The sequence below is a fragment of the Janthinobacterium sp. PAMC25594 genome, assembly GCF_019443505.1.
GTDB lineage: Bacteria > Pseudomonadota > Gammaproteobacteria > Burkholderiales > Burkholderiaceae_D > Janthinobacterium.
Genome location: NZ_CP080377.1, coordinates 994600 through 1021179 on the forward strand (window position 1 = coordinate 994600; position 26580 = coordinate 1021179).

Consider the following 26580-nt stretch of genomic DNA (forward strand, 5'->3'; position numbering starts at 1 on the left):
ACAAGGATTGCCTTGGTCCCTGCACTATTCAGGTGCGGGCATGCTTGACTTCTCAGCACCGATTCATTAACTTGGCAGTAAAAACCGGCGCGCGGTGAGCACCGTATGCCACTGTCGCCCACCACCCTGGCCGCCGGCCTGCCCCACCCGGCGCCAGCTCCACTGCACGTTTTCACATAGATGGGTCACCAGGCCATGCCGACACACGATCATTCCCCGGCCCATCCGCTGGCCACGGCGCTGGCGCTCTCGCTGGGTGCCGCCGTCGCCCTGGGCCTGTCGCGCTTTTCGTATGGCTTGCTGCTGCCGCCCATGCGCGCCGATCTGGGCTGGTCCTACCTGCTGGCCGGGGCCATGAACACCTTCAATGCGCTCGGCTATTTCCTGGGCGCCCTGGCCACGCCGGCCCTGATGCGCCGCCTGGGCGTGTGGCGCTTGCTCATCATTGGTTGCGTGCTGGCCAGCGTCTTCATGCTGATGTCGGGCCTGGTCAGCGATACGACCGCCCTGTTCCTGCAGCGCGTGTGCGCGGGCGTGGCCAGCGCCTTCATTTTCATCGCCGGCGGCGTGCTGGCGGCGCGGCTCGGCTCCATGCACAGCCAGCGCGCCGGCTTCTACATCGGCCTGTATTACGGCGGCACGGGTTTCGGCATCGCGCTGTCGGCCCTGCTGGTGCCGGCGGCGCTGGCGGCCGCACAGGCGCATGGCGCCGCGCATGCCTGGCAATGGCCCTGGCTGGCACTGGGCATCGCCTGCCTGCTCGCCACCGCCATCATGGCCCTGCCGGCGAAAGCCATCGGCGAAGCGCCGCGCGCCCTCGACACGCCACGGCGCTTCGCCTGGCGCGATTTCGCCCCCAGCCTGGCCGGCTACTTCATGTTTGGCGTCGGCTATATCGGCTACATGACCTTCGTCATCGCCCTGCTCAAGCAGCAAGGCATGCCACCGGCGCGCATCACCGTGTTCTACACCCTGCTGGGCCTGGCGGTGGTGGCGTCGTCGCGCATCTGGGCCCGCATGCTCGACCGCTACAAGGGCGGCGAATCGCTGGCGATATTAAATGGCGTGCTGGGCGTGGTGACCATTCTGCCCGCGCTGACCAGCTACGTGCCCGTCGTGTTCCTCTCCGGCCTGGTCTTCGGCGCCGTGTTCCTGTCGGTGGTGGCCTCGACAACGGCCCTGGTGCGGCATAATCTGCCGCAGCAATCGTGGACGGCCGGCATAACGGCCTACACGACGGTGTTCGCGCTGGGCCAGATCGTCGGCCCCATCGCGGTCGGCTGGATCGCCGACGGCCCGGCAGGACTGGAGCGGGGCTTGATCGCCTCGGCCATCGCCCTCTTCATCGGCGCCGCATTGGCCGCGCGGCAAAAGGCGCTGGCGCCGGCCGCATAGTAGACTGCTGGATTGACCACCTGCGCAGAAAGATCACGATGAACACCGATGCACGGAAAGCCCCGGCAACGATGGATGCCGAAACGCTGGAATTCATCCAGGGCCTGTTTGCCCTGGTGCGCGAAGGCGACACGCAGCAACTGGGCGCCATGCTCGCGCAAGGCGTGCCCGTCAACTTCCGCAACGAAAAAGGCGACAGCCTGATCATGCTGGCCAGCTACCTCGGCCACCTGGAAACGTCGCGCCTGCTGCTCGAAGCGGGCGCCGACGCCAACGTCCCCAACGACCAGGGCCAGACGCCGCTGGCCGGCGTGGCCTACAAGGGCTACCTGGAGATCGCCGAACTGCTGCTGCGGCACGGCGCCAGCGTGGAAGGCGCCAGCCCGGACGGCAAGACACCGTTGATGATGGCCGCCATGTTCAACCGCCTGGCCATCCTCGAACTGCTGCTGCGGCACGGCGCGCGCATCGATGCCGTGGACAGCCGCGGCATGACTGCCGTCAAACTGGCCAAGTCCATGAATGCGCAGGAGACGCTGGCCCGCCTGGCCAGCCTGGGGCAGACGGCGTAGCCAACGCCGACATCACCGGCAGTTTTGCGACTGCCATTGGAGCGTTCAGGAAGCGCTCTGCCGCACCAAGCGCCCGCGCTCATTCGTCGTGCCTGGCGCCGGGTCGGAATGCCGAACGCCGGCACGGCCGAGCCGTCCATGGCCGACAAACTGGACAGCATCGCCAGCGGTTCGGCATCGGCAAAGCGCGCCCAGCAGCGCAGCGGTGATTGCGGCCTCATCGCTTGGCGTGCAACGGGCCTACTGGGATAGGCTCTTAGTCGCACCCCTTTAAAGGTGTACATTGACAGCACCGTCTTTTAATACCCGTGCCGTTGATACGTGGCGTCGCGCAACAGCGCCGGCCACGTAGCCTTTTTTTACTGTTTTTTTCGGGCCGCGAGGGTGTTTGCGCAGCGTTTTTGGTTTGGCGTAAGCGGCAATCTGAAGCAGTAATTTGCTCAGCTCTGATGCACACATGGCGTCGTAGCGCCGCCATGCTTTGGTTGGCACAGCCATCACCATGCCGGCATAGTGCGCCCGTACCTCCACGGCCACATAAAACGGCGATAGCTCAATGCCGCTGGCAACCAAGTCGTGCGCGGTGCTTACCGCGCGCTGCAAGACAGTCAGCACGTTATAGGCCAGGATCGCGATACCGAACGCGAACAAGGCTGCGCGCGGGTGTCCGAGAGTCTTGACTTCACTGTGCAAGACCGATTCGAGCCGCTGGAACATTGTCTCGATCCGCCAGCGCTTGCTGTATAGGCGAGCAATGGCGCGTGCACTGAAATGCTCTTTTGGTAGATTCGTCAGTAATCGGAGAATCATTTCGCCATCGTCAGTGGGCTTGTAAAGTTGCAGTTCAATGCGACGTGATGCTACCTTCTGTCCTGTAGCTCCAGGGATGGCAACGCACTGTTCAAAGACGGCGCCGGTCGCGATTCTCCCTCGATATGTCAGCTCGTCGAGCGGTGCCGGATTGGGCGTACGACCGTGCTCACGCACGATGAAGGCACACCCACGGCGATCCCATTCGGACAGGATCATGCGCGTGCTGAAGTTGCGATCAGCAATCCACAGGTCGCCCGGATGCGAACGCTCTAGTAACGGCGGCATTACGGCGCGTTCCTGCGAGTGTGCATCTTCGCAAGGCTCCATATCGACGACCAGGCCCGAATCAGGGTCATACACCACAAGGGACTGGCCAGGCATTGCGGCGCCGCGAAAGGCGCGTAAAGGCTTCAACCGCTTTTCGCTTGCAGGCAAATGGTTACCGTCCACGATTCGGGTGCGGTAACCCGGAACCAGCGGTGCATTCCCCTGCAAAAATGGCGTGATCACATCTCCAAGGCGCTCGACGCTGCCGGTGACCAGAGCCCGTACCAGGTTCGGCTCGGTATGCTTGACCTTGTCATATAAAGCTTGCACCGAAACAGGCAAATCAGGGTAAGCCTGCGCTGCAGCGTGAAGCGATGGCCGCAGCCCAACTGCGACCACGGACATCAGTTCGACTGTCGTCGAGAACAGTAGCTCCCTCTGGTATTGGGCGCCACGTTCACGCTCGAACAGTGCATCGACCCAAGCAGGATCGAGGGCACGTTGCAGCACCAGCCTTGCCATTACAGTCAGCGGGCTGATTTTTGCGCAGTGCGATACCACAGCATTCATCATCATGGCAGTTTCCTCCTGCCCCAGTTAGATGATGTTTGCTACAAAGAGTGCAGGTTTTATTTCATCTGTGGCGACGCACCTTTAAAGGGGTGGCTCTTAGTCGGGCTGACAAGACTCGCCGGTGACCAGCAACGACAGCGCCTCGCGTCCCAGTTTCAGCGGGTGACCGAGCAGGGTCCAGGGCCCAGCGCCGTCGGCTGGCCACTCGTCCCATGCCAGCAAGCCAAGCCTGCGCAGCGGCGCGCCGGCGCCGAACAGGCGATGCGTGGCCAAGCGTGCCGCCAGCCGGTCGCCAGCCAGCAGAAATGACGCGGTCTCGGCGGTAGGCCAGAAACCCCGGTGACTGCCGCCCTGCCCGCCGAACTCGCTGAACGGCAAATCCATGCTGGCGTTGCGAATCAGGAAACTGTCCAGCGCCTGCGGACGCACATGCGGCGCCAGCGCAAGAATCAGCACCAGCCGCTCCTCGGTACTGAGCCCCCATTTGCGCAACGCCAAGGCATACGGCGCGTGCGCCGGCAAGGTGGGCGGCTCCGGCATGCGAGGCGCGTCGGCGCGCTGGAAATACTGCGCCATCGACGCCGCGATGACGGCATCCAGCCAGGCCAGCTCCGCCTCCAGCGCCTTGGCGGCCGTGATTTCGATGTCCCTCATGTTCACCGTGTTCGCATGCATGAAGAACGGCCCGCCCTGGTCCGGCGCGTGTGGCCCGGGCAGCTGGCCCTGAGGGTCGGCCTCGACCTGCAGCGCGGTGCCAATCTGCAAGCCCGGTATGGCAGGGGCATGCACCTGCCCGCTGTCACTGGCGACGCAGCGCGGCGGCAGGGCGAAAGTGAGCTCGGTCACCCAGTTACCGTGTTCCAGCGTGTGCTCCACGCGGGTGATATACACGTCGCCGTCGAAGCGCTTGCCCAGTCCGGCCAGTTCGATGGTCTTGCCCGGCACCGCCAGCGCATTGCCCTGGAAACTCACCGTACCGCGCACGCCGGAGCGCGCATCCAGCTCGGCACTGAACGCGATGATCGACTCGCCATAGGCGACTAGCAGTACGCAACTGTTGTCGGCTTGCACCGGCGCTCCGATGGCGACCTCGGCGCAGCTCAGCACCAGCTGCGAGCCGCCCTGTCCGCCTATCCGCATGCCGTGCTTGACGATGATGCCCTTGAAGACGGTGCTGATGTTCGGGTGGTAGCCTATTGCGACCTCCACCGTCACGCCGGGCAGCAGCGTGTCTGCCGTACTAAGCTTGAATCCCCCCGTGGACGGATCGCCGTCGGCGAGCACGATGCGCGCCGTGCCCAGGCGATTGAGCTCGCCCGTGACGTGTATGCTTTCGACTGCATAGTCATCCGGCATGACATGCCCGTTCAGCGTGACCGTCATCGACACCGTGTCAGTCTCGCCGTCCAGCGGCCTTCGGCCTGGGTCTTGCGGTACTCCTGCCATCACAATGACTCCTCGATAAGCGTTCAGGAAACCAGCTGTTGCTGCTGGAATGTCAGCACGATGAATTCGGCCGGATGAAGCAATGCCACGCGTATCGACACGCGCATATAACCGTTCAGGATATCGTCGCCGCTCATGCTGCTGCCCAGACCGATCTGCACGCTGAACGCATCCTGCGCCTTGGCGCCGGCCAGCGCCCCGCTCTGCCACTGGCTGGTCAGGAAGTTGGAGATCATGTTCTGCACCGCCGCCCAGGTCGTGGCCGCGTTGGGCGCGAAGACATAGGCGAGCATCGCGTTCTTGATCGATTGCTCCAGCATGATCAGCGTGCGGCGCACGTTGATGTAGCGCCAGTCATCGCTGTTGCCATCGAGCGTGCGCGCGCCCCACACCACCAGGCCACGCGTGGGAAGGGTGCGGATCGCGTTGACCGCCCGCCCGTCGAGCGGCATGTTCAGATCCTCCTGGTCGTCATGCGAGATATCCACCATCGGCGAGAGCGCCCCCATGATGCTGGTGTTGGCCGGCGCCATCCACACGCCAGCACTTTCATCCGTCCGCGCGTACACGCCAGCCATGGCGCAGGCCGGCGGCAACTGGTTGGCCAGCGCCAGCATGTCGGCCACCACGCGCTGGTACAAGGGACTCACCTGCCGAAGCTGGTCATGACGGCGCGCAATCACCGCCGTGCGGCTTTCCGTGCCGGCTGGCAGTGGAACGGCGTCGGCCGGCAGCCGATGTTGGATGGCGGCATACAGGGTGTTCATGTTGCCTTGCATCTGCGCGGAGGGTTGCGGCTTCATCGCCGCCAGTTCGGCCTTGAGCGCGTCAGCCAGCAACGCCAGCCCTGCGTCTTGCAGGCTGTCGTAGGTGATGCTGCCTTCGTCGACCACATCAAAATTGAGCCACGGATAATAGGCCGCGCCGTAGTTGAGGAAATTGCTGCCGATTTTCTCGCGCAAGCCATCCTTCTTGCCGGAAATAACATCACCGTCCGGGTCAAAGGTACGCTGCCTGCCGCCGCCATGGATGTCGATCAGCGCCATGCGGTTCTGCATGCCGCCGCAATGCTGGAGCGCCGCCTGCCAGAACTGGTAGCAATCGTCCGCACCAGCGAGCAAGACACTGTCCGGCGCCACGATCAGCGTCACATCCAGCACTTTTTTCAAGGCATCGAACGGGGCTTCCCTGACGCCGGCGGGATCACCTTCCGGCATGAAATCCGAGGCTTGGATACCATAGACCTGGACACTGGCAAAGGTTCCCACCGATATCACGTAGGCCGGTCCGCCGCCGTTCATGAAGTACAGCTTCACACCGTGGTAAAGGAAAAACTGCTGCGCCAATGCGGCGGTGAGGGTCTTCTGGTTGACGCCGGGGGCCAGCGAAAACCTCGGCACCGGTGGGCCGCCGAAGATACGCACATAGTCCACCAGCGAGCCGATACGGGTGGGAATGCGTGCCTTGGAAACAGGTCCGTCGGCAGCCTTCTCGGTGTAGCCGAGAAACACCGGTATCGCCGTGGCCACCTCGACTACCGTATTGGGAAATGCATCCTGCTCGACGATATACACGCCGGGGGTCTTCAATTGCATCATCGCTCCCTGTCCGGCACTGGGCTTGAAGGCTGGCGCGGCGGCCGCAAGCTGAATGTCAACATACGATAAACAACGGCAAAAATCGCCGTGTCAGTGATTTGTGAGCAAGCCAAGTTGGCGCCACCTTGGCGACAAGTAATTATTTTAATATGAAATTTTGTTTTTTAATAAATTAAAAAAAATATTGCTGTATCCGCAGTTAAAAAAGACATTGCGTAAAATAGCGTCGATCACATGCTCTCGGCGCTTGTTCGCGTTCAACGTACTGCTGCAGGGGGCTGGCTGCATAAAAAAAAGCCCTGTAAAAACAGGGCTTTGGCTTATTCAGTCATCCGACATGCAAAATTTTCTGAGGGAAACTCACTCCCACTCAATTGTCAACGATCTTGCTAAGCGCTTGATTTTTAAGTGTTTTCCAAACCACTCAGTTACCGATACCCTCAAAAATACCCTCAACTGAAAAATCCGCTATTGCCGGTTTGTCGCGGCCGGGATAGGATACACCAGTCCGCTTACTCGCAACTGTCATCAGATTCTTCTGGGCGACAACGCCTTCATCTCAGCACAGCAGCAATCAAAGCGCCCCGATAAATTTAAGGATACGCCGATCTTCAGCGCCGCGCTGTCACACTGTCACTCGCGTAATATCACGCCCGCTATAGCGATAGGGACGAGGCAATGGCACGCGCCTATCTCTCAACCGCTTTTACCATGTCCCACATCGCCGCCGCTTTTCACGTATCGAGCAGGACAGTCAGTCGAGCCATATCGGCATTTAATAAAGCGCAACTTGCTGCAGATCGCGACGGCCAAGGCTGAGATCGTGTACGAGTGGCGGACCTGACCCCGGCACTACAACCTGACCCTGGTCCCAGTTCGGGTTTTCAGGACAGTTAATTATGCACACGAAACTTTGCGGCCTAGCTCAACCTGACCTCGCACCCTGTTCAGTCATTGAAATAAAATTGGTTGTCCACTAGAAATACTAATCTGTGCTAGCTGCTTCAATCGTGCTACTAATGATTCACCATCAATATCAAAAAAGCAATCCAGCAATGTTTGAGGACAAAGACCAAAAGTCTTAGCAACTTCTTTCTTCCATTCGGAATTGAATTCAACAGGAGGATAGCAACACAGCACCTCTGCTATCTGCATCAACTCAGCAAGTAAACGTTCAGCTTCCTGACTTGTCCACTCACCATCACTATCGGAATGAGTATTAAGCACTGGACACACTGTACCAACTGTTCCAGTTTCAACGGTGGCAGCGACAGCGTCACGAAAAAAATTGAAATCCGCATACGAGCCGACTTCGACACCTTCCAATTCTTCATCTCCATCAAACACACAAAGATACAGTCCCATATTACATCCGTTCAATTTTAATTAATCCATTCGCACCATTCACAAAGTTCCTTAACGAATCGTGAATTTTCGCAGTCTTTGGTAACTGAATTATGAGCTTTAATTTTCGCTCATACGCCATATAGGCCAGCATTTTTATTTGGTAAGTTAAGCGAAGCTGGGATACATTTTTTATTAAATATACTTTATCCCCCACCTCCGCATCTGCCTTCGCACCTCTTACCGCTTGGTGTTTTGTATAAAAAAAATCCATCAATATCTCACTAAGGTTTAATAACTTTCACTCCCCAGAAATCCAAATATTTTTGAAACTGAGGATTCACTGGTCGATTTGTTTGCACTGTAAAAGGTTGACGATCTACGGTTGCCTTATATGTTTCCAAACGTAGTTGATAAGTGGAATTCAACTCACTAGTACCACCTTTAATTTCAAGATAACCATTCTCGACGCTGTCAAAAATTGTTCCTTTTAACTGCCCCCCTGGGGTATATTTTGGTTCTCCTACCATAGCTTTGAATGTCGCCGTTTCAACTTCCGCTATCTTCGGTCTAAATACGGTGTTGTTTTTTCCAACGCCAAGTGCTGATAACTGCTCAACCTCATAAAGTTGCCCTGCTCTTAGCGGGTTAACAGCTGAGCCACTTACACCATCCTTCGACAAGGAAGGTACACTCTGTTCCCATGCATTGGTCAACGGATTCTGGCGCGCTATGACTTTTCCATCCGCGCCTATCAATTCCGCATTTCGTATGGGAATGGGAGTATTTTCGATAGTTCGCTCTACTACCTGAGCAGTATTGCGCGAAAAATCAATGGATTTCCCCAGTTTTTTTACTGCACCAACTATACCGCCAATGCCAGTCGACAGTATAACAGTAGTGCCAATGGCGCCATCTTGAACATCACTGCCTACGTAGCCTGCACGTTCAAATCCTCCAGCAAGTAAATCAGTCACTTCCCCTGTCGCCTTGTCGATCATTTTTTCTACTACGGGAACCTGCTTGACAGTAAACATCAGAGGTCCGGCCATGAAGTCCGCCCCGGCCAAGGCAAGTTTCGCTTCAGGCTTACTCTCAATAAAATTACCAAATTCCTTGACAGCAGTCCCGACATGCTGGGAACCTTTGTCGAGATATCGAGATAGCAAGAAAGCGTCTGGTACAGCACTGCTCGCATCTGATAAATTTTCATTCGAAACGTCCGAAGCAGGAACGGTGTGCACCTCTACATTAGGATTTTTAATGAAGCCTGCCCGCACATACGATTCATGGATATCCGCAATTTGTTCAGCTGTTGCCCCCCGTAAGCTCAAATAATTGTCTACTCGACGCAGTCTTTCAGCGGGCGAAATATCCTGCAATGAAGGGTCGTGCTGCAGATCAGTCACTTCCTTCAATACTTTATATTCATCAGGTGAACTAGACGCATTGAGGCCTAACTCAGCTCCTATATACCCAATTTGGGCCTGCTGCTCTAATGACAACAACTTGAAAGAATCCGGTAATTTTGGACGATTGAGTAAGCCAGAAGCACTGGTGCCAGCGGCATTCACTGCCGCCCCAGTCAAACCACCGCTCAGCGCACCAATCGCCGTGGAGGCCAGCAGTCGGGAAGTGCCCCCCTCAGCCCAATCGCTTTCAATCTTTGCTGCCTGGAGCAACATTTCGTCTCTTTTCGTCTTGTCAGGCTCACGAAACGCTGCGTCCTTCAAATCAAATGCTTCCGCCAGCTTGTCTTTGGCGTACGCCTCCACCTCATTTGCCGCCGCCGCCGCAAACGCCGCCGTTACATCCATCGTCGCCTGCAGCTTGGATTTGTCGAAATTATTGCCGATCTTGCCGCTGCTATCCACACCGGTCGTCACATCGCGGTTCACACCCGCGATAGTTTCTTCCGCTCCCTTGCCGGTCGCCGCGCGCTGGGCCGCGTCGTCTGTGATGACGAGTGTGCCGCCGCTGATGCCGCTGCGCGTGGTGCTGCTGGCATTTTCGCTAGTCCCCACGATAATAGGCAAACCTGCGGTTTTGGCATCCTTCTCGCCGCCGACGTTGGTGAGGTTATCGTTCTTAGGCCCCGTGCCTGCGAACGACACTCCTCCCGACACCCCAACACTGCTGCCCTTCGATATCGCATGATTGGCAATGTCGCTGTGCGTCAAAGTCGAGGTAATCAGGCTGCTGTTTGGCTTGCCTGCCTCCGTTGCACTGATGACGGCGCCTTTCAGGTCCGTATTGCCGCCCACCTTAATCTGGAAGCCGCCGTCGCCCGCCTTGATGCCGCTTTGCTCCTGCACGCTGGCATAGTCGTTGTGCATATTGCTCTGGCTATAGCTGCCGCTGACGCTGGCGCCAAAGCCCACGGTACCGCTGACGGAAAGACTCTGGCTCTTGCTGTCGAACTTGGCCAGGTCTTGCAGACTCTCCAGGTTCAGATTGCCCTTGATGTCGGCAATCACCTGGTTGGCGCTGGCCACGGCGCCCTTGATGTTGGTGTCGCCACCGCTTGTGATGACCAACTTGTCGCCCGCATTCACATGCGTATTGAGCTGCGTCGTGCCGTCACCATCCTCATGGCCCTTGCTGCCGCTGACGCTGGCCGTGAAGCCGAAGGACATGCCCTTGCTGCTGACGCTGGCCGCCACGCCAGCCGCTGCGCTCATGCTCGAACTCTTGCTGTGCTGGCTTTCCGTATCCTGCGCGGCCAGCAGATTGACGTTATTGTCGGCATGCAGGCGGATATCGTTCTTCGCATTCAAGTCGCTACCGAGGATATTGATGTTGCTATCCTTGCCGCCACCCAGGGCCGTGATGTTGATATTGTTGCCTGTCAACACACTGCCGCTATGCGTGGTGCTGGCCGTATTTTGCGTCTGGATGCTTTCCGAATGGCCCGCCGTCAGGCTGATGCTGATGCTTGGACCGCCTTCCTTCATCATGTCCTTGGCAGCGTCCTTGGCGGCCATGGCCGCCGTGGCGGCCGCCATGGCCGTAACGCGGCCATCCTTGGCCGTGCTGGCCGCCGAACTCATGGTTTGCAAGGTCTGGATGGCACTGATCACGCTGCCGCCCAGAGCCAGGGTCAAGCCATCCTGCGTGGTCTTGACTTCGAATTTGCCCTTCTCATTGTCCTGGCCCGGCTTGATGGTGACGCTCTTGCCGATGATATCGAGATCGGTGGCGGCAAGAATATCGCTGCCGCCTATCGTCACGTTATTGCCGGCAACCATCGTCAGCGCACCGCCCGTGGCACCGATCGAACTGCGCGCCTCGCCGCTTTGCAAGGTGGCGTCACGCTCCTGGTCCACCGTCGTGGTCTTGGTGCCGTAGCTGAAGCCGATGCCGCCGCTACTCATGAAACCGCTTTTCTTGGTGCTGGAATGATGCAACTCGTACACGGTATTGGTGGCCGCATCGATCGTGATATTGTTACCTGCCAGTAATCGCGTCGCATCATCGCTCAAGATGCTCGAACCGGTGACTTGCAGATCGTGCCCCGCCTGCACCGTCACGCTGCTGCCGCCAAGCGATGTGCCGATTGCCGTGGTCGTACTGACCACGTCATGCTTGGTGGTGGTCGTCTTGTTCAAGAAGCCCTCCTTCGTCGATTTGCTGGCGGTATCGCTCACTTCGTTCTGGAAACCATTGACCAGGCTGATGTCATTGCCCGCCACCAGGCCCAACGTTCCCTGCGCCTGCACATCCGCCGCACGCGCCTTCAGATCATGGCCCGCCTGCAAATTGACGTTGCCGGCGCCCATGATCTGGCTGCCCACTTCCCCCGTCTTGCTCTGCTTGCTGTAATTGTCGGCGTTGCGTATGTCATTCTGAGTGGAAGCCACGGTGACGGTATTGAGGGTCAGGTTATTGCCAGCAATCACGCTGGTCTGGCCATTCACGCCCGCGTTGGCGATCACGCCGCCCGTCACCATCACATCGCGCCCTGCCTGCACGACGAGGGCATTGCCTTGGTCCGTGCCCGTCACGTACATGCCTGCCGTCGAGCCGATGGTGGTGCTGGTCGACGTATTGCCCGTCCACCGCTCGCTGGCGTTGTTGACGGTGGTGCTGACCACGTTGATATCGCGGCCTGCACTGGCCAGCAACTGGGATTCCGCAACAACGCTGCCGCCGCGGTTATTGATGTCATTGCCGGCGATCAACGCTACTTTGTCGCCATGTACTTCACCCGCCTGCTGCTCGATACGCTTGGCCGACAAGCCGCTGCCGGAGGTAGCCACCACCGTATCGACGCTCAGGTCCCGCCCGGCAGAGATTGCCGTGACGCCGCCCGGCCCGGTATTGCTGACAATACCGCCAGCAATACTGACATCCCTTCCCGCAGACAGCACCAGGCTGCTGCCACTGGCGGCATCGCCGCTCACATACAGCCCTGCCACGCGCCCCAGATAGCGCCCGTCTTCCAGCGTATTGGTGGAAATATTAATGTCGCGTCCCGCGCTCGCCTGCAGTGTGCTATTGGCCGAAATGGTGCCGCCGATATTATTCAAGTCGTTGCGCGCCGCGATGCCGACGTTATCGGCGCCGACACGGCCTCCCAGATTGCTGACATTCTCCGCATTCAGCAACACGACTTCACGGCCGGCAATGGTGCCGCCATTCACCAGGTCGCCCGACAAGCGGATATCGACCTCCTTGCCTGCCAACAGACTGCCTGCGCCATCAAGGTCGTCTTCACGCACGCGCACGTAGACTTGCGGCACAAGCACCTTTTGCGTGGAACCATCGGCCAAGGTCACGTTTTGCTCCACCAGCCAGACGATATCGCTGGTCAGCGCCGCCATCTGTGCCGGCGTCAGCGCCAGGCCGGGACGCAGGTCCCAGGTCTGGGCAAAGGCGGCACCGGCATCCATCAGTCCCCGATACTGCTGATCATCGCTGGAATAGTCGCCGGTAAAGCGCTGCCCCGTCAATTCCGCGATCTGCTCGCGCACCAGGCGTTGCTCGTAAAAACCATCGCCCAGGCGCTTTTGCGTCACTGTCGGATCGAGCTGGACCTTGCTGGTCAGGTAGTCCGACCCCGTCCAGTCCTTGTAATTGGCAAAACGGGGATCCGTTTCCACAAGGAAGCGCGACGCAGGTCCGGGACTCGTCCTGAACAGGCTGGCATTCGGAATTTGCGTGGAAGGCGACGTCGTGCGCACGACTTGCGCGCGGCCCGAAGGGTTCGCCAAAGCCACCTGGCCGATGACCGTCATGCGTCCGGCGGACGCGCCGCCGGCGCCGGCCACCTGCGCTGCGCTGCCGGTGGCGCTCGACACCGTGGCGCCATGCGCTGCGGCCATGTCGGACTGTGTGGCCTTGCCCGGCCCCGTAGCGCCTGCCGCAAGTTCCTGCTTGACGCCCGCCAGGCTGAGCGCCTGGCCAGCATTGCCGGCACGCTCGCTCCCCTGCAAGCCGTTGCCGCCGCCCACTGAGGCAGGACCACCTTGCGTATTTTTCGCCAGCAAGCCCGCATCGACCTTGCCAGCACCAGCCACTCCGCCGACGGCGGCAACGCCGCCATCTTGCACACTGCCATGGCCTGCTGCCTGGCCCGCGCTGCCAAGGCGTCCGCTACCTTGCACACCGCCGGTCCCCCCTACCGCATCGGGTCCGCCTTGCGTCCCACCTGCCAGCAAGGCGGGATCGACCGTGCCAGCCCCAGCGGCACCGCCAACGGTACCTACAGAGCCGCCCTGTACGCCCCCATGCCCGGCCGACTGGCCAGCGCTGCCGAGACGCCCGCTACCTTGCAAGCCGCCGGTCCCCTCTACCGCATCGGGTCCGCCTTGCGTCCCACCTGCCAGCAAGGCAGGATCGACCTTGCCAGCCCCGGCGGCACCGCCAACGGTACCTGCAGAGCCGCCCTGTACGCCCCCATGCCCGGCCGACTGGCCAGCGTTGCCGAGACGTCCGCTACCTTGCAAGCCGCTGCCTCCGCCGACCGCGCCGGGACCTCCCTGCGCGTCACGCGCCAGCAGGGCCGAATCGACCGTGCTGGCGGCGCCGCTTCCTGTGGCCGCGCCGGCGGAACTGCCCTGCACCGCGCCATGGCCAGCTGTTTTCCCCGCGTTGCCAATCCGGCCACTGCCATCTTGACTACCTTGCGCTGCCACGGCATCCGCGCTCTTGCCATCGACACCCACCGTGGCGCGGCCAGTATCGATGCCCGACGTTGCCGTCTGTCCGCCCGCACCCGTGGCGCCGGCGACGGCCGAACCGCTGAGCGCGCCAACATTGCCCACCTGCCCCGCATTGCCCGTCCCACTGGCGCCGTTCAATGTCCCCGTACCGCTGGCTGCCCCGGCGCCTGTCCCACCAGCAGCATTCACACCTGCAACGCTGCCAGGCGTGCCATTCACTGCCGTGTGCGTCACATTTGCATTGGTGGCACCGGTGGCGCTGGTGCCGCCATTGACTCCGCTCACTCCTGTCGATGACGGCGAGCTATAGGTCGCTTTTTCATATATCTGCTTGACGATGTCAGACGAACTCTTCTCGACAGGGTCGTAACGGTATGATCCCTTTGCCATACTCATGGCACCGCCGGTAGCCGATATTGGTCCATACATAATATTTGTGACTGATCCGGACTCACGAAAATATGTCTGCAACCTCACTTCTGGAGCAAGCAGTGTCGTTCCCTCGACTTTCAGCACGCCGCCAGCAATGACGTGACTCTGGTCGTTAAGGGCACTGCTGGCGTGAATCGTTATATTTCCGCCTGCCAGCAATTTTCCGGGATCTGTCTCAACGACCGTATCCTTGCGCGAGGTGCGGGTAAGCTCATATCTTTTGTAATCCCTCACGTTCATACCATTGACGACCAAGTGGTAGTAATCCCCCGTTTTATGTTCGTAGACTCCCGCAGCACCCAGCCGATACCGCTTGCCTTCTTCTCCAGGGGTCATGCTCTCAAATTCCACGACGGATTCAGGTCCGCTATCGAGCGTCTCGATCCTGAAATGCGTATTTAAATTTCGGAACTGACTCGCCCCCATCTCCAGATTCCCCAGCGCCTCGATCGTCGCGCTGGCATTCGTCACCGATCCCGCCCAGCCTGTGGCGATGCGGTTGCCGTCCAAATAGCCGCCGATGGCCATGTCGCCGCCGCTGAAGATCAGGCCGTGTTCGCGGTTGTTGAGTGTCGTCACGCCAATGTCGAGGCGGGTGCGCGCCGCGATGGTGGCCGCCACGCCGCCCTCCACGTCATTGTTGACGGTGCCGCCGGCGATGCTCAGATGGTCGCCATAGATGCGGCCCGTGCCCAGGTTGTTCAGCGTGCCGACGTTCAGTTCCGTGTTGATGCCGTCGATCACGCCGCGGTTGTTCAGCACGCCGCCGACGTTGACGCGCGTCGTGCCCGCATTGATGTCGCCCGTGGCCGTGTTATCGAAATTGGCGGCACCCAGGGTCAGGGTGCTGCGCGCCTGGATCTTGCCTGCATTGGTCAGCAATCCGCCGATAGTGATACCGGCACTGCCATTGGCCATGATCTCGGCGCCCGCGTTCAGCGTGAAGTTGCCGGCCAGGTCCAGCGCCAGGTCTTGCTGCGACAACAGCTTGCCGTCGCCGCTCAGGCTGCCTGCGCGGATATCGGTGCGCAAACCACCGATGATGGTGCCGCCCGTGTTGGTGATGGCCAGGCCGCGGCCGGGGCCGTTATCCTGCACGGAAGCCGTGCCGCCAGCACTGAGCATGCCCAGGGTATTATTGACGCTGCCTGCGCTGTTGATCGCCAGGTTGCCGTCCGCGCGCACCACACCCTGCACATTGCTGACATTGGCGCTGTTCAAGGTCACCTGCACGCCTTCGATACCCTGGTTCGCACCCAAGGTGCTGGCATTGTCGATGGTGCCGCCCGTCACGGTAACGGCCGCGCCGGAACGGATCAAGCCTTGCTGGTTATTGATACTGCCGCCACCCGCGTTCAGGCCGATATTGCCCAGTACCTGGATTTGCCCGCCCTGGTTTTGCAAGCCGCTCAGGGCCAGGTCCAGCGCCGACTTGCCGACGATCTGGCCGCCGCGGTTGTCCAGCAGGCCCACGCTGCCCGTGATGTTGCCGGCCGCACCCAGATAGCCGCCCGCATTGTTCCAGCTGCCCGTTTGCAGGGCTAATCCTGCGCCGCTGCTGATGCCGCCCGCGCTGCCCGGATGGCGCACGGCATACGCGCCCGCATTGGTGTTGAGTAAAGCATTGCCGTGCGTATCGATGATCATGGCGCCGCCCGACTGCAGCAAGCCGCCATCGTTGTTCAGCAGCCCCGTCTGCAAGTTGACGGTGCCCGTGCCCGCCAAGGTGCCCTGGATGTTGTTGAAGGCCTGGCCATGCGTATCGAGCGTGACATTCACGCCCGCGATGGTGCCCAGCGCGTTCGACAGGCCGCCATTGCGCAGGATGATGTCGCCGCCCGACTGCATGGTGCCGCCGTCGTTGACGGTGGCGCCCGTGGACGTGACCGTCAACAGGCCCTGCACCGAGGCCAGCTTGCCGCCGGCGCTGTTGTCCACGCTGGCCGCGTTCACGCTCATATTGCCCGTGGCCGCCAGCATGCCGCCCGCATTGCTCAATGCCTGCGCCACATTTGCCGTCAGCTGCCCGCCCGCCGTGGCGCTGCCGCCCTGGTTCAGCAGATTTCCCGCGCCCAGCACGACATTGCCGCCGCCGGCGATGGCGCCGCCATGGCTGTTGTCGAGCACATTATTTGCCGTGACCGTCAGGTTGGCCGTACCGGCCGCCTGCAGCTTGCCGCCCTGGTTATCGAGGCTTGGTGCGACGATATTCGTGTTGCCGTTGCTGGCGATGGTGCCGCCGCGGTTGTCCAGGCTGGTCGTCAGTTGAATGCTGGTGTCGCCTTTGCCCAGCTGCGTCAGGTTGCCGCCGCCATTGTCCAGGGTCGCGCCCGTCACGCTGATTTGCTGCGCGATGGTGCTGGCGTTGCGGTGGTCGATGGTGCCGGCCGTCACGACCAGCGCGCCATTGCCCGTGATCTGTCCGCGCAAATCGTTCAGCTGGTTCGCTTGCAGACTCAAGGTGCCGCTGCCCGCATGCTCAATCTTGCCATCCGTATTCGTCAGCGTACCCGCTTTCAGGCTCAGGTTGGCGCTGTTGACGGCGATCCGCCCGCCCGTGTTGTCCAGCACGCCCGCTGGCGATGTCAGGTCAATGGCCGTATTGCCGGCACCGGTCTGCACGATGCTGCCTTGCTGGTTGTTCAGGCTACCAACGCCAACGGCCAGCTGGCCGGCGCTGATATCGCCGCGCTGGTTGTTCCAGCCAGCTTGTCCAGATGTAATCGTCAGGGCGCCCGGCGTGGTGACCACGGCGCCGCTGGTGCTGACGTCGCCTGTTGTCGCCGTCAGGCTGATACTGTTGGCGCTGCTGCGGCTGCCACCGAGGTCGACGCTGCCGCCGCGCAGGACGGCATTGCCTGCCGCCAGCACCTGTCCATGCGCGCCCAATGCCTGCATCGTCGTGATCTGCAGATTGCCGCTCATCTGCAGGCTGCCGTCGGCCTTCACGCCCGCACCGATCAGGCTCGCTGCCCCGCTGTCAATACTCTTCGCGCTGATCGTGTTGTTGCCCTGGGCCAAGATCACGCCGGTATTTTCCAGCGCCCCCGTCACGGACAATACCTGCTCTGCGCCGGCAAACAGGCTGCCGCTGTTGCGCACGCTGCCCGCTGTCGTCGTCAGATTAGCGCTGGCAACGATGCTGCCCTGTGCATTGAGCAGCTCGTCCATCGTCAATTGCGCATTGCCGCCCGCCGCTTGCAGCTGGCCCAGGGTATTGTCCACCGTGCCGCCAGCCAAGGTCAGGTCGCGGCCGGCAATGATCACGCCGGAGGTATTATCCAGCTTGCCCGTCGCCGCCACATTGACATCTTGCGCAGACGCAATACGGCCATGATCGTTGAGCAAGGCGCCCGTTTCCACGCGCACATTGCCATTTGCCTCGATCTTGCCGCCGCTATTGTCCAGACGCGTGCTGGCCAGCACTGTCGCCGCGCTCGTGCCCAGCTGCGTGATTTGCCCCTGACGATTGTCGAGGATGCCGGCGGAAACGTTCACCTGCTGCGCCAGCAGGCTGGCATTGCGGTGATCGAGGTAATTGGCCGCCACCTGCAACGCGCCATTACCCGTCAGCTGGCCCCGCTGGCCATACAGATTCGTGGCGCGGATCTCCAGCACGCCCTTGCCGGCATGTTCGATCTTGCCGTCAATATTCGTCAGGTCGCCCGCCTGCAGGCGCAGGTTGGCGCTGTTGACGGCGATGCGCCCGCCCGTATTGTCCAGCGCGCCCGTCTCGATGACGGTGTCGCCCGTGCCCGTCTGGATCAAGCTACCCTTGGCGTTGTCCAAGTTGGCCACGCGCAAGGACAGTTGCCCCGCGCTCAGGCTGCCGCCCTGGTTCACCAATGCCTGGCCATTGGCGGCATTGGCCGTGATGGCCAGCAAACCATTGGTCGACACGACGGCCTTGCTGGTCGTCACGTTGCCCGCCAGGGCCGTCAAGCCGATATGCGCCGCGCTGCTCTGGCTGCCGCCCACGTCGACCGACGCGCCCGTCATTTGCAGCTGGCCGGCCGCCATGTTCTGGCCGCCAGCCTGCAAGACGCCACGGGCCGTCACCGTCAGGTCACCGGCCGAAGCAAAGCTGCCATCGGCGCGCATGCCGGCCGCCAACAGGCCGTTGCCGCTCAGACTGCCCGCCGTGATCATCGTATTGCCCAGGGCAGCCAGCGAACCCGTATTATTCAGCAAGCCACCGATGTCCAGGCTCTGGTTGCGTCCCGCATACAGCACGCCCGCGTTGAGCACGTCGCCGCTGACCTTGGCCGTGATATCGCTGCCCGCGCTGAGCGTGCCTTGTGCATTGCGCATGCTGGCCGCATCCAGGCGCAAGGCGCCAGTGCCCGCCTGCAGCAAGCCGCGCGTATTGTCGATGGCGCCGCCCAGGTGCAGATCGATTGCGGCCGCGATCACGCCGTCTGTATTGACGAGTGTGCCGGTGCTGACGATGTCGGCGGACGTGGCCGAGGTGATCTTGCCTTTGGTGTTGTCCAGGCTGCCGGTCTGCACCGACAAGGTGCCATTGCCGGCCATCTCTCCATTTGCATTGTCCAGTTGGCCGGTAACGGCAACCGTCATGCCGCCCGCGCCCGTCTGCAGCAGATGGCCGCCACGGTTGCTCAGGCTGTCGGCCTGCACGTTCAAAGAACGGCCCGTGGTGGTGGAGTTGGCGTGATCAAACAAGCCGGCCTTCAGATCGACGGCGCCATTGCCGATGATGCTGCCGCCGGCGCCCTGCAAGGTGGCCGCCGTGATGGCCAGGGTGCCGGCACCCGCATGCTCGATCTTGCCGCCCGCATTCGTCAAGCTGGCCGCGCCCAGGGTCAGGTTCGCGCTATTGACGGCGATGCGCCCGGCGCTGTTGTCGAGATTGCCCGTCTGGATGACGGTATCGCCCGTGCCCGTCTGGATGACAGTGCCCTTGGTATTGTCCAGGTTACCCACGTGCAAATCGAGCTGTCCTGCCTGCAAAGTACCTTCCGTGTTGTGCAAAGTGGCATTGCTCGTGATGTTGAGCATGCCTGGCGTCGTCACGACCGCCTTGTTCGTACTGACGTCGCCCGTTGTTGCTGTCAGGCCAATGTTCGCGGCGCTGGTCTGGCTGCCGGCCAGATCCACGCTGGCGCCCGTCAGCGTCGCCTTGCCCGCAGCCAGGTTCTGGCCATGTGCGGCCAGCGCTTGTGTTGTGCTGATCGTTAGGTCACCATTTGTCCCCAGTTTGCCATCGGCCTGCATGCCGGCACCGAGCAGGCTGCTTGCGCTGCTGTCGAGGGTTTTCGCCGTGATGCTGTTGTTGCCTTGTGCCGCGATGACGCCCGTGTTGACGATGGCGCCTGTTGCGGTCAGGGCTTGATTCCCAGCCGCATACAGGCTGCCCGTGTTGTTCAGGCTGGCCAGTGTCGCGTTCAGGTTGGCGCCGGCAAACACGTTACCTGCGGTATTATTCAAGTTCGCCACATTCAAGGTGGCGTTGCCGGCCACGGCTTGCAATTGACCTTTAGTATTGTCGATATCGCCACCGGATAATGCCAGGTTGCGCCCAGCTGCCACCGTGCCTTCCGTATTGTCCAGGCTGCCCACTGCAAGCTCGGCATCCTGCGCCGCCACGATGCGGCCCTTGCTATTCAGTAATACCTGGGCTTTGACCAGCGCATCGCCATTGCCCTCAATCTTGCCGCCCGTGTTGTCGAACTGGCCCGTGGCCGCGACCCTCATCAAGCCGGCGCCCGTCTGCGCCAGGCTGCCGCTGCGGTTGTCCAGCGTGCCGGCGTTGAGCGTCAGCTGATTTGCTACCGTCGCCGCACTGCGGTGATCCAAGGTGGCAGCCGTGATGTCGACCTTGCCATTGCCCGTGATCTTGCCGAACTGGTTATTGAATTGCCCCGCGTTGATCGCCAGTACGCCAGCGCCCGCGTGTTCCAGCTTGCCATTGAGGTTCGTCAAGACCGTCGCGTTCAAGGCCAGATTAGCACTGTTGACGGCGATGCGGCCCGCCGTGTTGTCGAGTTTGCCGGTGGCAATGACGGTATCCCTGGTGCCCGTCTGCACGATCTCCCCGCTGGCGTTGTTCAGGTTAGCGACGTTCAGCTGCAGCTGACCTGCCACCAACTGGCCCTGGCTGTTCACCAGAGATTGTCCATTATTCGCATTGGCCGTGATCGTCAGCAGATTGGTGGCCGAGATGACGGCTTTATTCGTCAGTACATCACCAGTATTTCCCGTGATGGCGATGTTGACCGCGCCCGTCTGGCTACCAGACAAATCAATGGCATCACCCTTTAGCACAGCGCTGCCAGCCGCCAGGTTCTGTCCGCTCGCCTGCAACACGCCATCGGCATTGATGGTGAGATCGCCTGCTGTGCCCAGGCTACCATCCGCTTTCACGCCAGCGCCCAGCAGGCCGCTGCTGGTCACTTTTGCAGCGGTAATATGGGTGTCGTTGACGGAAGCAATCGACCCGCTGTTGGTCAGCACACCGCCGACAGTCAGTTGCTGATTGCGGCCCGCATACAACAGGCCCGCATTGTTCAGGTCACCGCTCACTTTCGCCGTCAGGTCCGTGCCGGCACTCACCGTACCTTGCTGGTTCAGCAAGGTCACAGCATCCAGACGCAATTTGTCCGCCTGCAAGACGCCGCGCGTGTTGTCGATATGCACGCCCCCCACATGCAAGTCGGCAGTCGCTGCCATCACGCCATCCGTATTATTCAGCGCCCCCTTGCTGATGATGTCAGCCGATGCAGCCGAGGTGATGCGGCCCTTGCTGTTGTCCAGCACGCCCGCCTGCAAATTCAACGTCCCCGTGCCCGCATGCTCGATCTTGCCGTCCTTGTTCGTGACGCTGACGGCATCGATGTTCAGGTTCTGGCTGTTGACGGCGATGCGGCCGGCCGTATTGTCCAGATTGCCGGTGGCGATGTTCGTGTCACCCGTGCCCGTCTGCAAGATAGTGCCCTTGGCGTTGTCCAGATTGCCCACATGCAGATCGAACTGGCCCGCCTGCAAGGTACCTTCCGTGTTATGCAGAGAAGTGCCCGTTGTCACATTCAGCGTGCCCGCCGTTGTCACGACAGCCTTGTTCGTGTTGACATCGCCCTGGTTTGCCGTCAGGCCGATGTTGGCCGCGCTGGTCTGGCTGCCTGCCAGATCCACGTTACCGCCCGTCAGCGTCGCCTTGCCTGCAGCCAGATTCTGGCCATGCGCAGCCAGCGCTTGCGCGGTATGGATCGTCAAGTCGCCACTTGTGCCCAGCTTGCCATCGGCTTGCATGCCGGCGCCGATCAAGCTGCTCGCGCTGCTGTCGAGGCTATTGGCCGTGAGGCTGGCATTGCCCTGGGCCGCGATCACGCCCGTGTTGGCAATGGCGCCTGTTGCAGTCAGGGATTGATTGCCGGCCGCATACAGACTGCCCGTGTTGTTCAAGGTATCGAGCGTAGTGGTCAGATTACCGCCGGCAAACACGCTGCCTGCCGCATTATTCAAATTCGCAGCGTTCAAGGTGGCGTTGCCCGCCACGGCTTGCAATTGACCTTTAGTATTGTCGATATCGCCACCGGATAATGCCAGGTTGCGCCCAGCTGCCACCGTGCCTTCCGTATTGTCCAGACTACCCACGTTCAATGTGGCATCCTGCGCCGCCACGATGCGGCCCGTGCTGTTCAGCAAGGTGGTTGCCTTGACCAGCGCATTGCCATTGCCTTCGATCTTGCCGCCCGTGTTGTCGAGCTGGCCAGTAGCCGCCACCGTCATCAAGCCGGTGCCAGTCTGCGCCAGACTGCCGGCGCGATTGTCCAGCGTACCGGCATTGACGGTCAGCTGATTTGCTACCGTCGTCGCACTGCGGTGATCCAAGGTGGCAGCCGTAATATCGAGCTTGCCATTGCCCGTGATCTTGCCGTGCTGGTTGTTGAATTGTCCTGCGTTAATCGCCAGGATGCCGGCGCCCGCGTGTTCCAGCTTGCCATTGATGTTCGTCAGCACCGTCGCATTCAAAGCCAGGTTAGCGCTGTTGACGGCGATGCGGCCGGCCGTGTTGTCCAGCTTGCCCGTGGTGATGACGGTGTCGCCCGTGCCCGTCTGCACGATCTCGCCGCTGGCGTTGTTCAGGTTGGCCACGTTCAGCTGCAACTGACCGCCCACCAGCTGGCCCTGGCTATTCACCAGCGACTGGGCGTTGTTTGCGTTGGCCGTGATCGCCAGCACGTTGCTGGCGGAAATCACTGCCTTGTTCGTCAGTACGTCGCCGCTGCGCGCGGTGATGGCGATATTCGCGGCGCCCGTCTGGCTGTTCGACAAATCAATGGCATCACCCTTTAGCACAGCGCTGCCAGCCGCCAGGTTCTGTCCGCTCGCCTGCAACACGCCATCCGCATTGATGGTCAAGTCGCCTGTCGTACCCAGGCTACCATCCGCTTTCACGCCAGCGCCCAGCAGGCTGCTGCTGGTCACTTTGGCAGCGGTAATATGGGTGTCGTTGACGGAAGCAATCGACCCGCTGTTGGTCAGCACACCGCCGACCGTCAGTTGCTGGTTGCGGCCCGCATACAGCAGGCCCGCATTGTTCAAGTCTGCGCTGAGGCGCGCCGTCAGGTCCGTGCCAGCGCTCACCGTCCCCTGCTGGTTCAGCAAGGCCGCCGCATCCAGACGTAAATTGTCCGCCTGCAATACGCCGCGCGTGTTATCGATTTCAACACCCGTCAACTGCAGCGCCTGCGTGGCGGCAATCACGCCATCCGTATTTTTCAGCGCGCCCTTGCTGGCGATATCTGCCGAAGCAGCGGACGTGATGCGGCCCTTGCTGTTGTCCAGCACGCCCGCCTGTAGCTGCAGGCCGCCATTACCTGCAATGTTGCCACGCGTGTTGTCCAGCGTTTGCGCCACATCCACGCGCATCTGTCCTGGCCCCGTCTGCTGCAGGGTGCCGTCGCTATTGTCCAGCTGGCCGGCCTGCACTATTACCTGCTGCCCGGACGTGACTGCCTGGCGGTGATCGACTGTTTCCGCTTGGATATCGACTAAACCATTGCCCGTCACCTTGCCCCGTTCGCCATCGAAGCGCACCGCGTCGATGTTCAGGCGGCCGGTGCCCGCGTGCTCGATGCTGCCGTCGCGGTTGTTCACCTTGTTGGCATGCAGCACCAGGTTCGCGCTGTTGACGGCGATGCGCCCGCCCGTGTTGTCCAGGGTACTGACTTGCAATGCCGTGTCGCCATTGCCCGTCTGGATCAGGGTGCCGCTACGGTTGTCGAGCGATCCCATTGTGAGGTTCAGTTGCCCAGCGCTCAGGCTGCCGCGCACGTTCGACAAGGCCTGGCTGCTGGCTGCTGCCGTCACGGACAGCAGGCCGGTGGTCGTCACCAACGCGTTATCGGTGACGACATTGCCCCCGCTGGCATTCAAATCAATGGCCGCGCCGCCCGTCTGGCTGCCGCTCAGGTCGATGACGGCAGCATGTATGCCGGTCTTGCCAGCGGCCAGGTTCTGACCGTGCGCACTGATCGCTTGCCCAGCGGTCAGTTGCAACTGACCGCTGCCGACCAGGCTGCCGTCGGCGCGGATGCCCGCACCCAGCAAGCTGCCAGCGGTGCTGTCGATGCGGCTGGCGTCGATGCGGTTGTCGCCCTGCGCAGCGATCACGCCGCTATTGCTGACGGCGCCGCTCACCTGCAGCGCCTGGCTACCCGCCGCGTACAGGTTGCCACTATTGAGCACTTCGCTGGCCCGGGTGGCCAGGTTGGCACCGGAAAACACGCTGCCGGCCGTATTGTTCAACTTTGCGACCGTCAAGGCCGCATTGCCCGACAGCGCCTGGATCTGGCCGCGCGTGTTGTCGATGTCGCCACTGTCCAGGCGCAGTGTACGGCCCGCAGCCAGAGACGCCTCGGTGTTGTCCAGCACGCCAGTCGACAGCGCCAGGTCCGTGCCCGAGACGATGCGGCCCTTCTGGTTTTGTATATTATTCGCCTGCACGCTCAAGGCGCCATTGCTTTCCAGCGCGCCACCGCGGTTGTCCAGCCCGCCGCGCATCTGCACGCGCGTGTCGCTCTGGCCGCTCTGCGCCAGGCTGCCGCCCCGGTTGTCCAGGGTAGTGGCGTCGATGCTGAGCTGCCCTGCCACCGTGCGGGCATCGCGGTGGTCGATGTGTTCGCCGCTCAGCGCCATGGCGCCATTGCTGACAATGCTGCCGCGCTGCAAGTTGACTTGCGCCGCACCGATCTCCAGCGCGCCCGCGCCCGCATGCTGGATTTGGCCGTCCTGGTTGCTCAGGCTGGTGGCCTGCAGGCGCAAGGCCTGGCTATTTGTGGCGATCACGCCGCGCGTATTGTCCACCCCCCCTGGCAAGCTGATGGCGAGATCACCGCTGCCCAGTTGCATGATCTGGCCGCCCACGTTCGACAAGTCGTGCGCATTCACGCCCAATTGCTGGCCAGTCAGCTGCGCCGCATCGCTGCGCACGGTCTGCGCCGCGTCCAGCTGCAGGCGGTCGCGCGCACTGACCTGCGCGCGGCTGGCGTCGAGGTCGCCGGCACTGGCGCCCAGGCTGACGTTCCCGCCCGACACTTGCGCCCCAGCAAGGTCCAGCTGGCGCGCCGCCAGGCTGCTGTCTCCACCCGCGACCGCCGTGCCGTGCACGGCAATGGTGGCGCCAGCAGAAACGCTCAGCTTGCCGCTGACGGCCAAGGTATTGTCCAAATTCAAGCCAGCCGCCAGTACCGAACCAGCAGTGGCATCGATGCGCGCTGCCGCGCCCGTGGCTTGCACCTGGACATTGCCCTGGGCCGCAATCACGCCGCTGTTGGCGATATTGCCCTGGGCCTGCACCTGGCTGTCGCCGCCCGCATATACAGTGCCGCTGTTGGCCACGTCACCCGTAACGGCGATGCTCGTCTGGCTGCCGGCGCCTGCGGACTGGATATTGCCGCTATTGCTCAGCCAGCCATTCGATTGCAGCACCAGGTTGCCCGCCGTGGCCGCCAGCACGCCGGCGTTGCGCACGCCCAGGCCCGATTCCGTGCCGACCAGGGTGATCTTGCCCGCATACATGCCGCCCAGTTGCGCCACGTCCAGCGCATAGGCTGGAGCCGGACTCACGCCAGGCCCGCCACCCGTCACGCCATGCGCGGCATCGATCTGGTTCGCGCCCGTCACCACTTTCAATTCCTGCGCCCAGATGCCGCCATTGATCTGCGCGGCGCGCGCCAGGATCGCCGTGTAGTCGCTCAGCGAGGTGTCGAGTCCCCGTCCGTTGATGCTGACTACGCCGCGCTGCACCATGTAGCCGTCCAGGCTGCCATCGTTGAGCATCGGCGTGCCCGTCGTCAGCACGACGCGGCTGGCGTTGATGAAACCGCCGCCGTCGATGGCCACGCCGGCCGGGTTGGCGATGACGACTTCGGCCCGCTGGCCCGCCACCTCGACATAGCCGCGCAGCTGGCTCGGGTTGGCCGAATTGACTTCGTTGAGGATGACGCGCGCGCTGCCACCGGCCAGCCACGGATTGCCCTGTACCCAGCCGCCCGTCTGCGTCTGCACGTTGCCGCAGCTGTTGTTGAGGATGGCGCCATTCGCCGTCACGTCGAACTGGCTGTAGGTATTGCGCGATACGCCGGCGGCGCTCGGCGTCTGGATATTCACCTGCGTCACGCCATTGGCGCTTTGCACCACGGTCGGACGCTGCCGGCCCGGCGCGTTCGGGTCGGCCACGATCTGCCCCATGGCCGGACCGGCCACAAAGGCCACCATGCCCAGTGCGCCAAATATCGCCAAGGCCAGCGGCCTCAACCTGGCATTGACCCCGCCACCATCGCCCTCAAACACGCCGCTATCCAGGCCACCTTCCCCCTTGGACGCCTTACCTTGCGAGGAAGCATTTTCGGCGACGACCATCAATTGGCCACGGCGTTTGTTGAAGATAATGCGGTACAGGTTCTTGTTCATGAAATGTCCTAATGACAATTAAATGATGCGATAAAGTGA

General features: G+C 61.5%; 9 protein-coding genes. 3 read left to right on the forward strand and 6 right to left on the reverse strand.

What is annotated here, in order from left to right:
• Positions 1-195: 195 nt before the first annotated feature.
• Positions 196-1395 carry a YbfB/YjiJ family MFS transporter gene (locus KY494_RS04275; protein WP_219137131.1) on the forward strand — a complete coding sequence of 400 codons (1200 nt, stop codon included), beginning with the start codon at positions 196-198 and terminating at the stop codon, positions 1393-1395.
• Between the two features lie 38 nt (positions 1396-1433).
• The gene (locus tag KY494_RS04280; RefSeq protein WP_219890037.1) at positions 1434-1967 is read left to right on the forward strand and encodes an ankyrin repeat domain-containing protein; all 534 of its coding nucleotides are present in this window, start codon (positions 1434-1436) and stop codon (positions 1965-1967) included.
• Between the two features lie 270 nt (positions 1968-2237).
• Here KY494_RS04280 and KY494_RS04285 read toward each other — a convergent pair whose 3' ends face one another.
• The 3 genes from KY494_RS04285 to KY494_RS04295 all read right to left on the reverse strand — a co-directional run bounded on the left by KY494_RS04285 (position 2238) and on the right by KY494_RS04295 (position 6655).
• A complete protein-coding gene (locus KY494_RS04285) occupies positions 2238-3569 on the reverse strand; it encodes an IS4 family transposase (protein WP_219891479.1) in 1332 nt (443 codons plus the stop codon).
• A 147-nt stretch (positions 3570-3716) separates the two neighbouring features.
• Entirely contained in the window at positions 3717-5003 is a 1287-nt protein-coding gene (locus KY494_RS04290) for a hypothetical protein (protein ID WP_219890038.1), read from the reverse strand.
• A gap of 86 nt (positions 5004-5089) precedes the next feature.
• On the reverse strand, positions 5090-6655 hold the full coding sequence (locus KY494_RS04295; RefSeq protein WP_219890039.1) for a phage tail sheath C-terminal domain-containing protein: 1566 nt from the start codon (positions 6653-6655) through the stop codon (positions 5090-5092).
• Between the two features lie 720 nt (positions 6656-7375).
• On the opposite strand from KY494_RS04295, the gene KY494_RS30100 reads away from it, so the two are divergent.
• Complete coding sequence (locus KY494_RS30100) at positions 7376-7483, forward strand: hypothetical protein (protein WP_375143500.1); 108 nt, start codon at positions 7376-7378, stop codon at positions 7481-7483.
• A gap of 132 nt (positions 7484-7615) precedes the next feature.
• Here KY494_RS30100 and KY494_RS04305 read toward each other — a convergent pair whose 3' ends face one another.
• The 3 genes from KY494_RS04305 to KY494_RS04315 are packed head-to-tail and all read right to left on the reverse strand — an operon-like array spanning position 7616 to position 26541.
• Complete coding sequence (locus KY494_RS04305; RefSeq protein ID WP_219890041.1) at positions 7616-8029, reverse strand: Imm70 family immunity protein; 414 nt, start codon at positions 8027-8029, stop codon at positions 7616-7618.
• A gap of 1 nt (position 8030) precedes the next feature.
• Complete coding sequence (locus tag KY494_RS04310) at positions 8031-8282, reverse strand: hypothetical protein (RefSeq protein WP_219890042.1); 252 nt, start codon at positions 8280-8282, stop codon at positions 8031-8033.
• Positions 8283-8292: 10 nt separating this feature from the next.
• Entirely contained in the window at positions 8293-26541 is an 18249-nt protein-coding gene (locus KY494_RS04315; protein WP_219890043.1) for a hemagglutinin repeat-containing protein, read from the reverse strand.
• Positions 26542-26580: the final 39 nt, after the last annotated feature.

Coding starts and splice junctions, on each gene's coding strand:
- KY494_RS04275 (WP_219137131.1), top strand. CDS start 196: ATGCCGACACACGATCATTCCCCGGCCCATCCGCTGGCCACGGCGCTG.
- KY494_RS04280 (WP_219890037.1), top strand. CDS start 1,434: ATGAACACCGATGCACGGAAAGCCCCGGCAACGATGGATGCCGAAACG.
- KY494_RS04285 (WP_219891479.1), bottom strand. CDS start 3,569: ATGGCAAGGCTGGTGCTGCAACGTGCCCTCGATCCTGCTTGGGTCGAT.
- KY494_RS04290 (WP_219890038.1), bottom strand. CDS start 5,003: ATGACGGTCACGCTGAACGGGCATGTCATGCCGGATGACTATGCAGTC.
- KY494_RS30100 (WP_375143500.1), top strand. CDS start 7,376: ATGTCCCACATCGCCGCCGCTTTTCACGTATCGAGCAGGACAGTCAGT.
- KY494_RS04305 (WP_219890041.1), bottom strand. CDS start 8,029: ATGGGACTGTATCTTTGTGTGTTTGATGGAGATGAAGAATTGGAAGGT.
- KY494_RS04310 (WP_219890042.1), bottom strand. CDS start 8,282: ATGGATTTTTTTTATACAAAACACCAAGCGGTAAGAGGTGCGAAGGCA.
- KY494_RS04315 (WP_219890043.1), bottom strand. CDS start 26,541: ATGAACAAGAACCTGTACCGCATTATCTTCAACAAACGCCGTGGCCAA.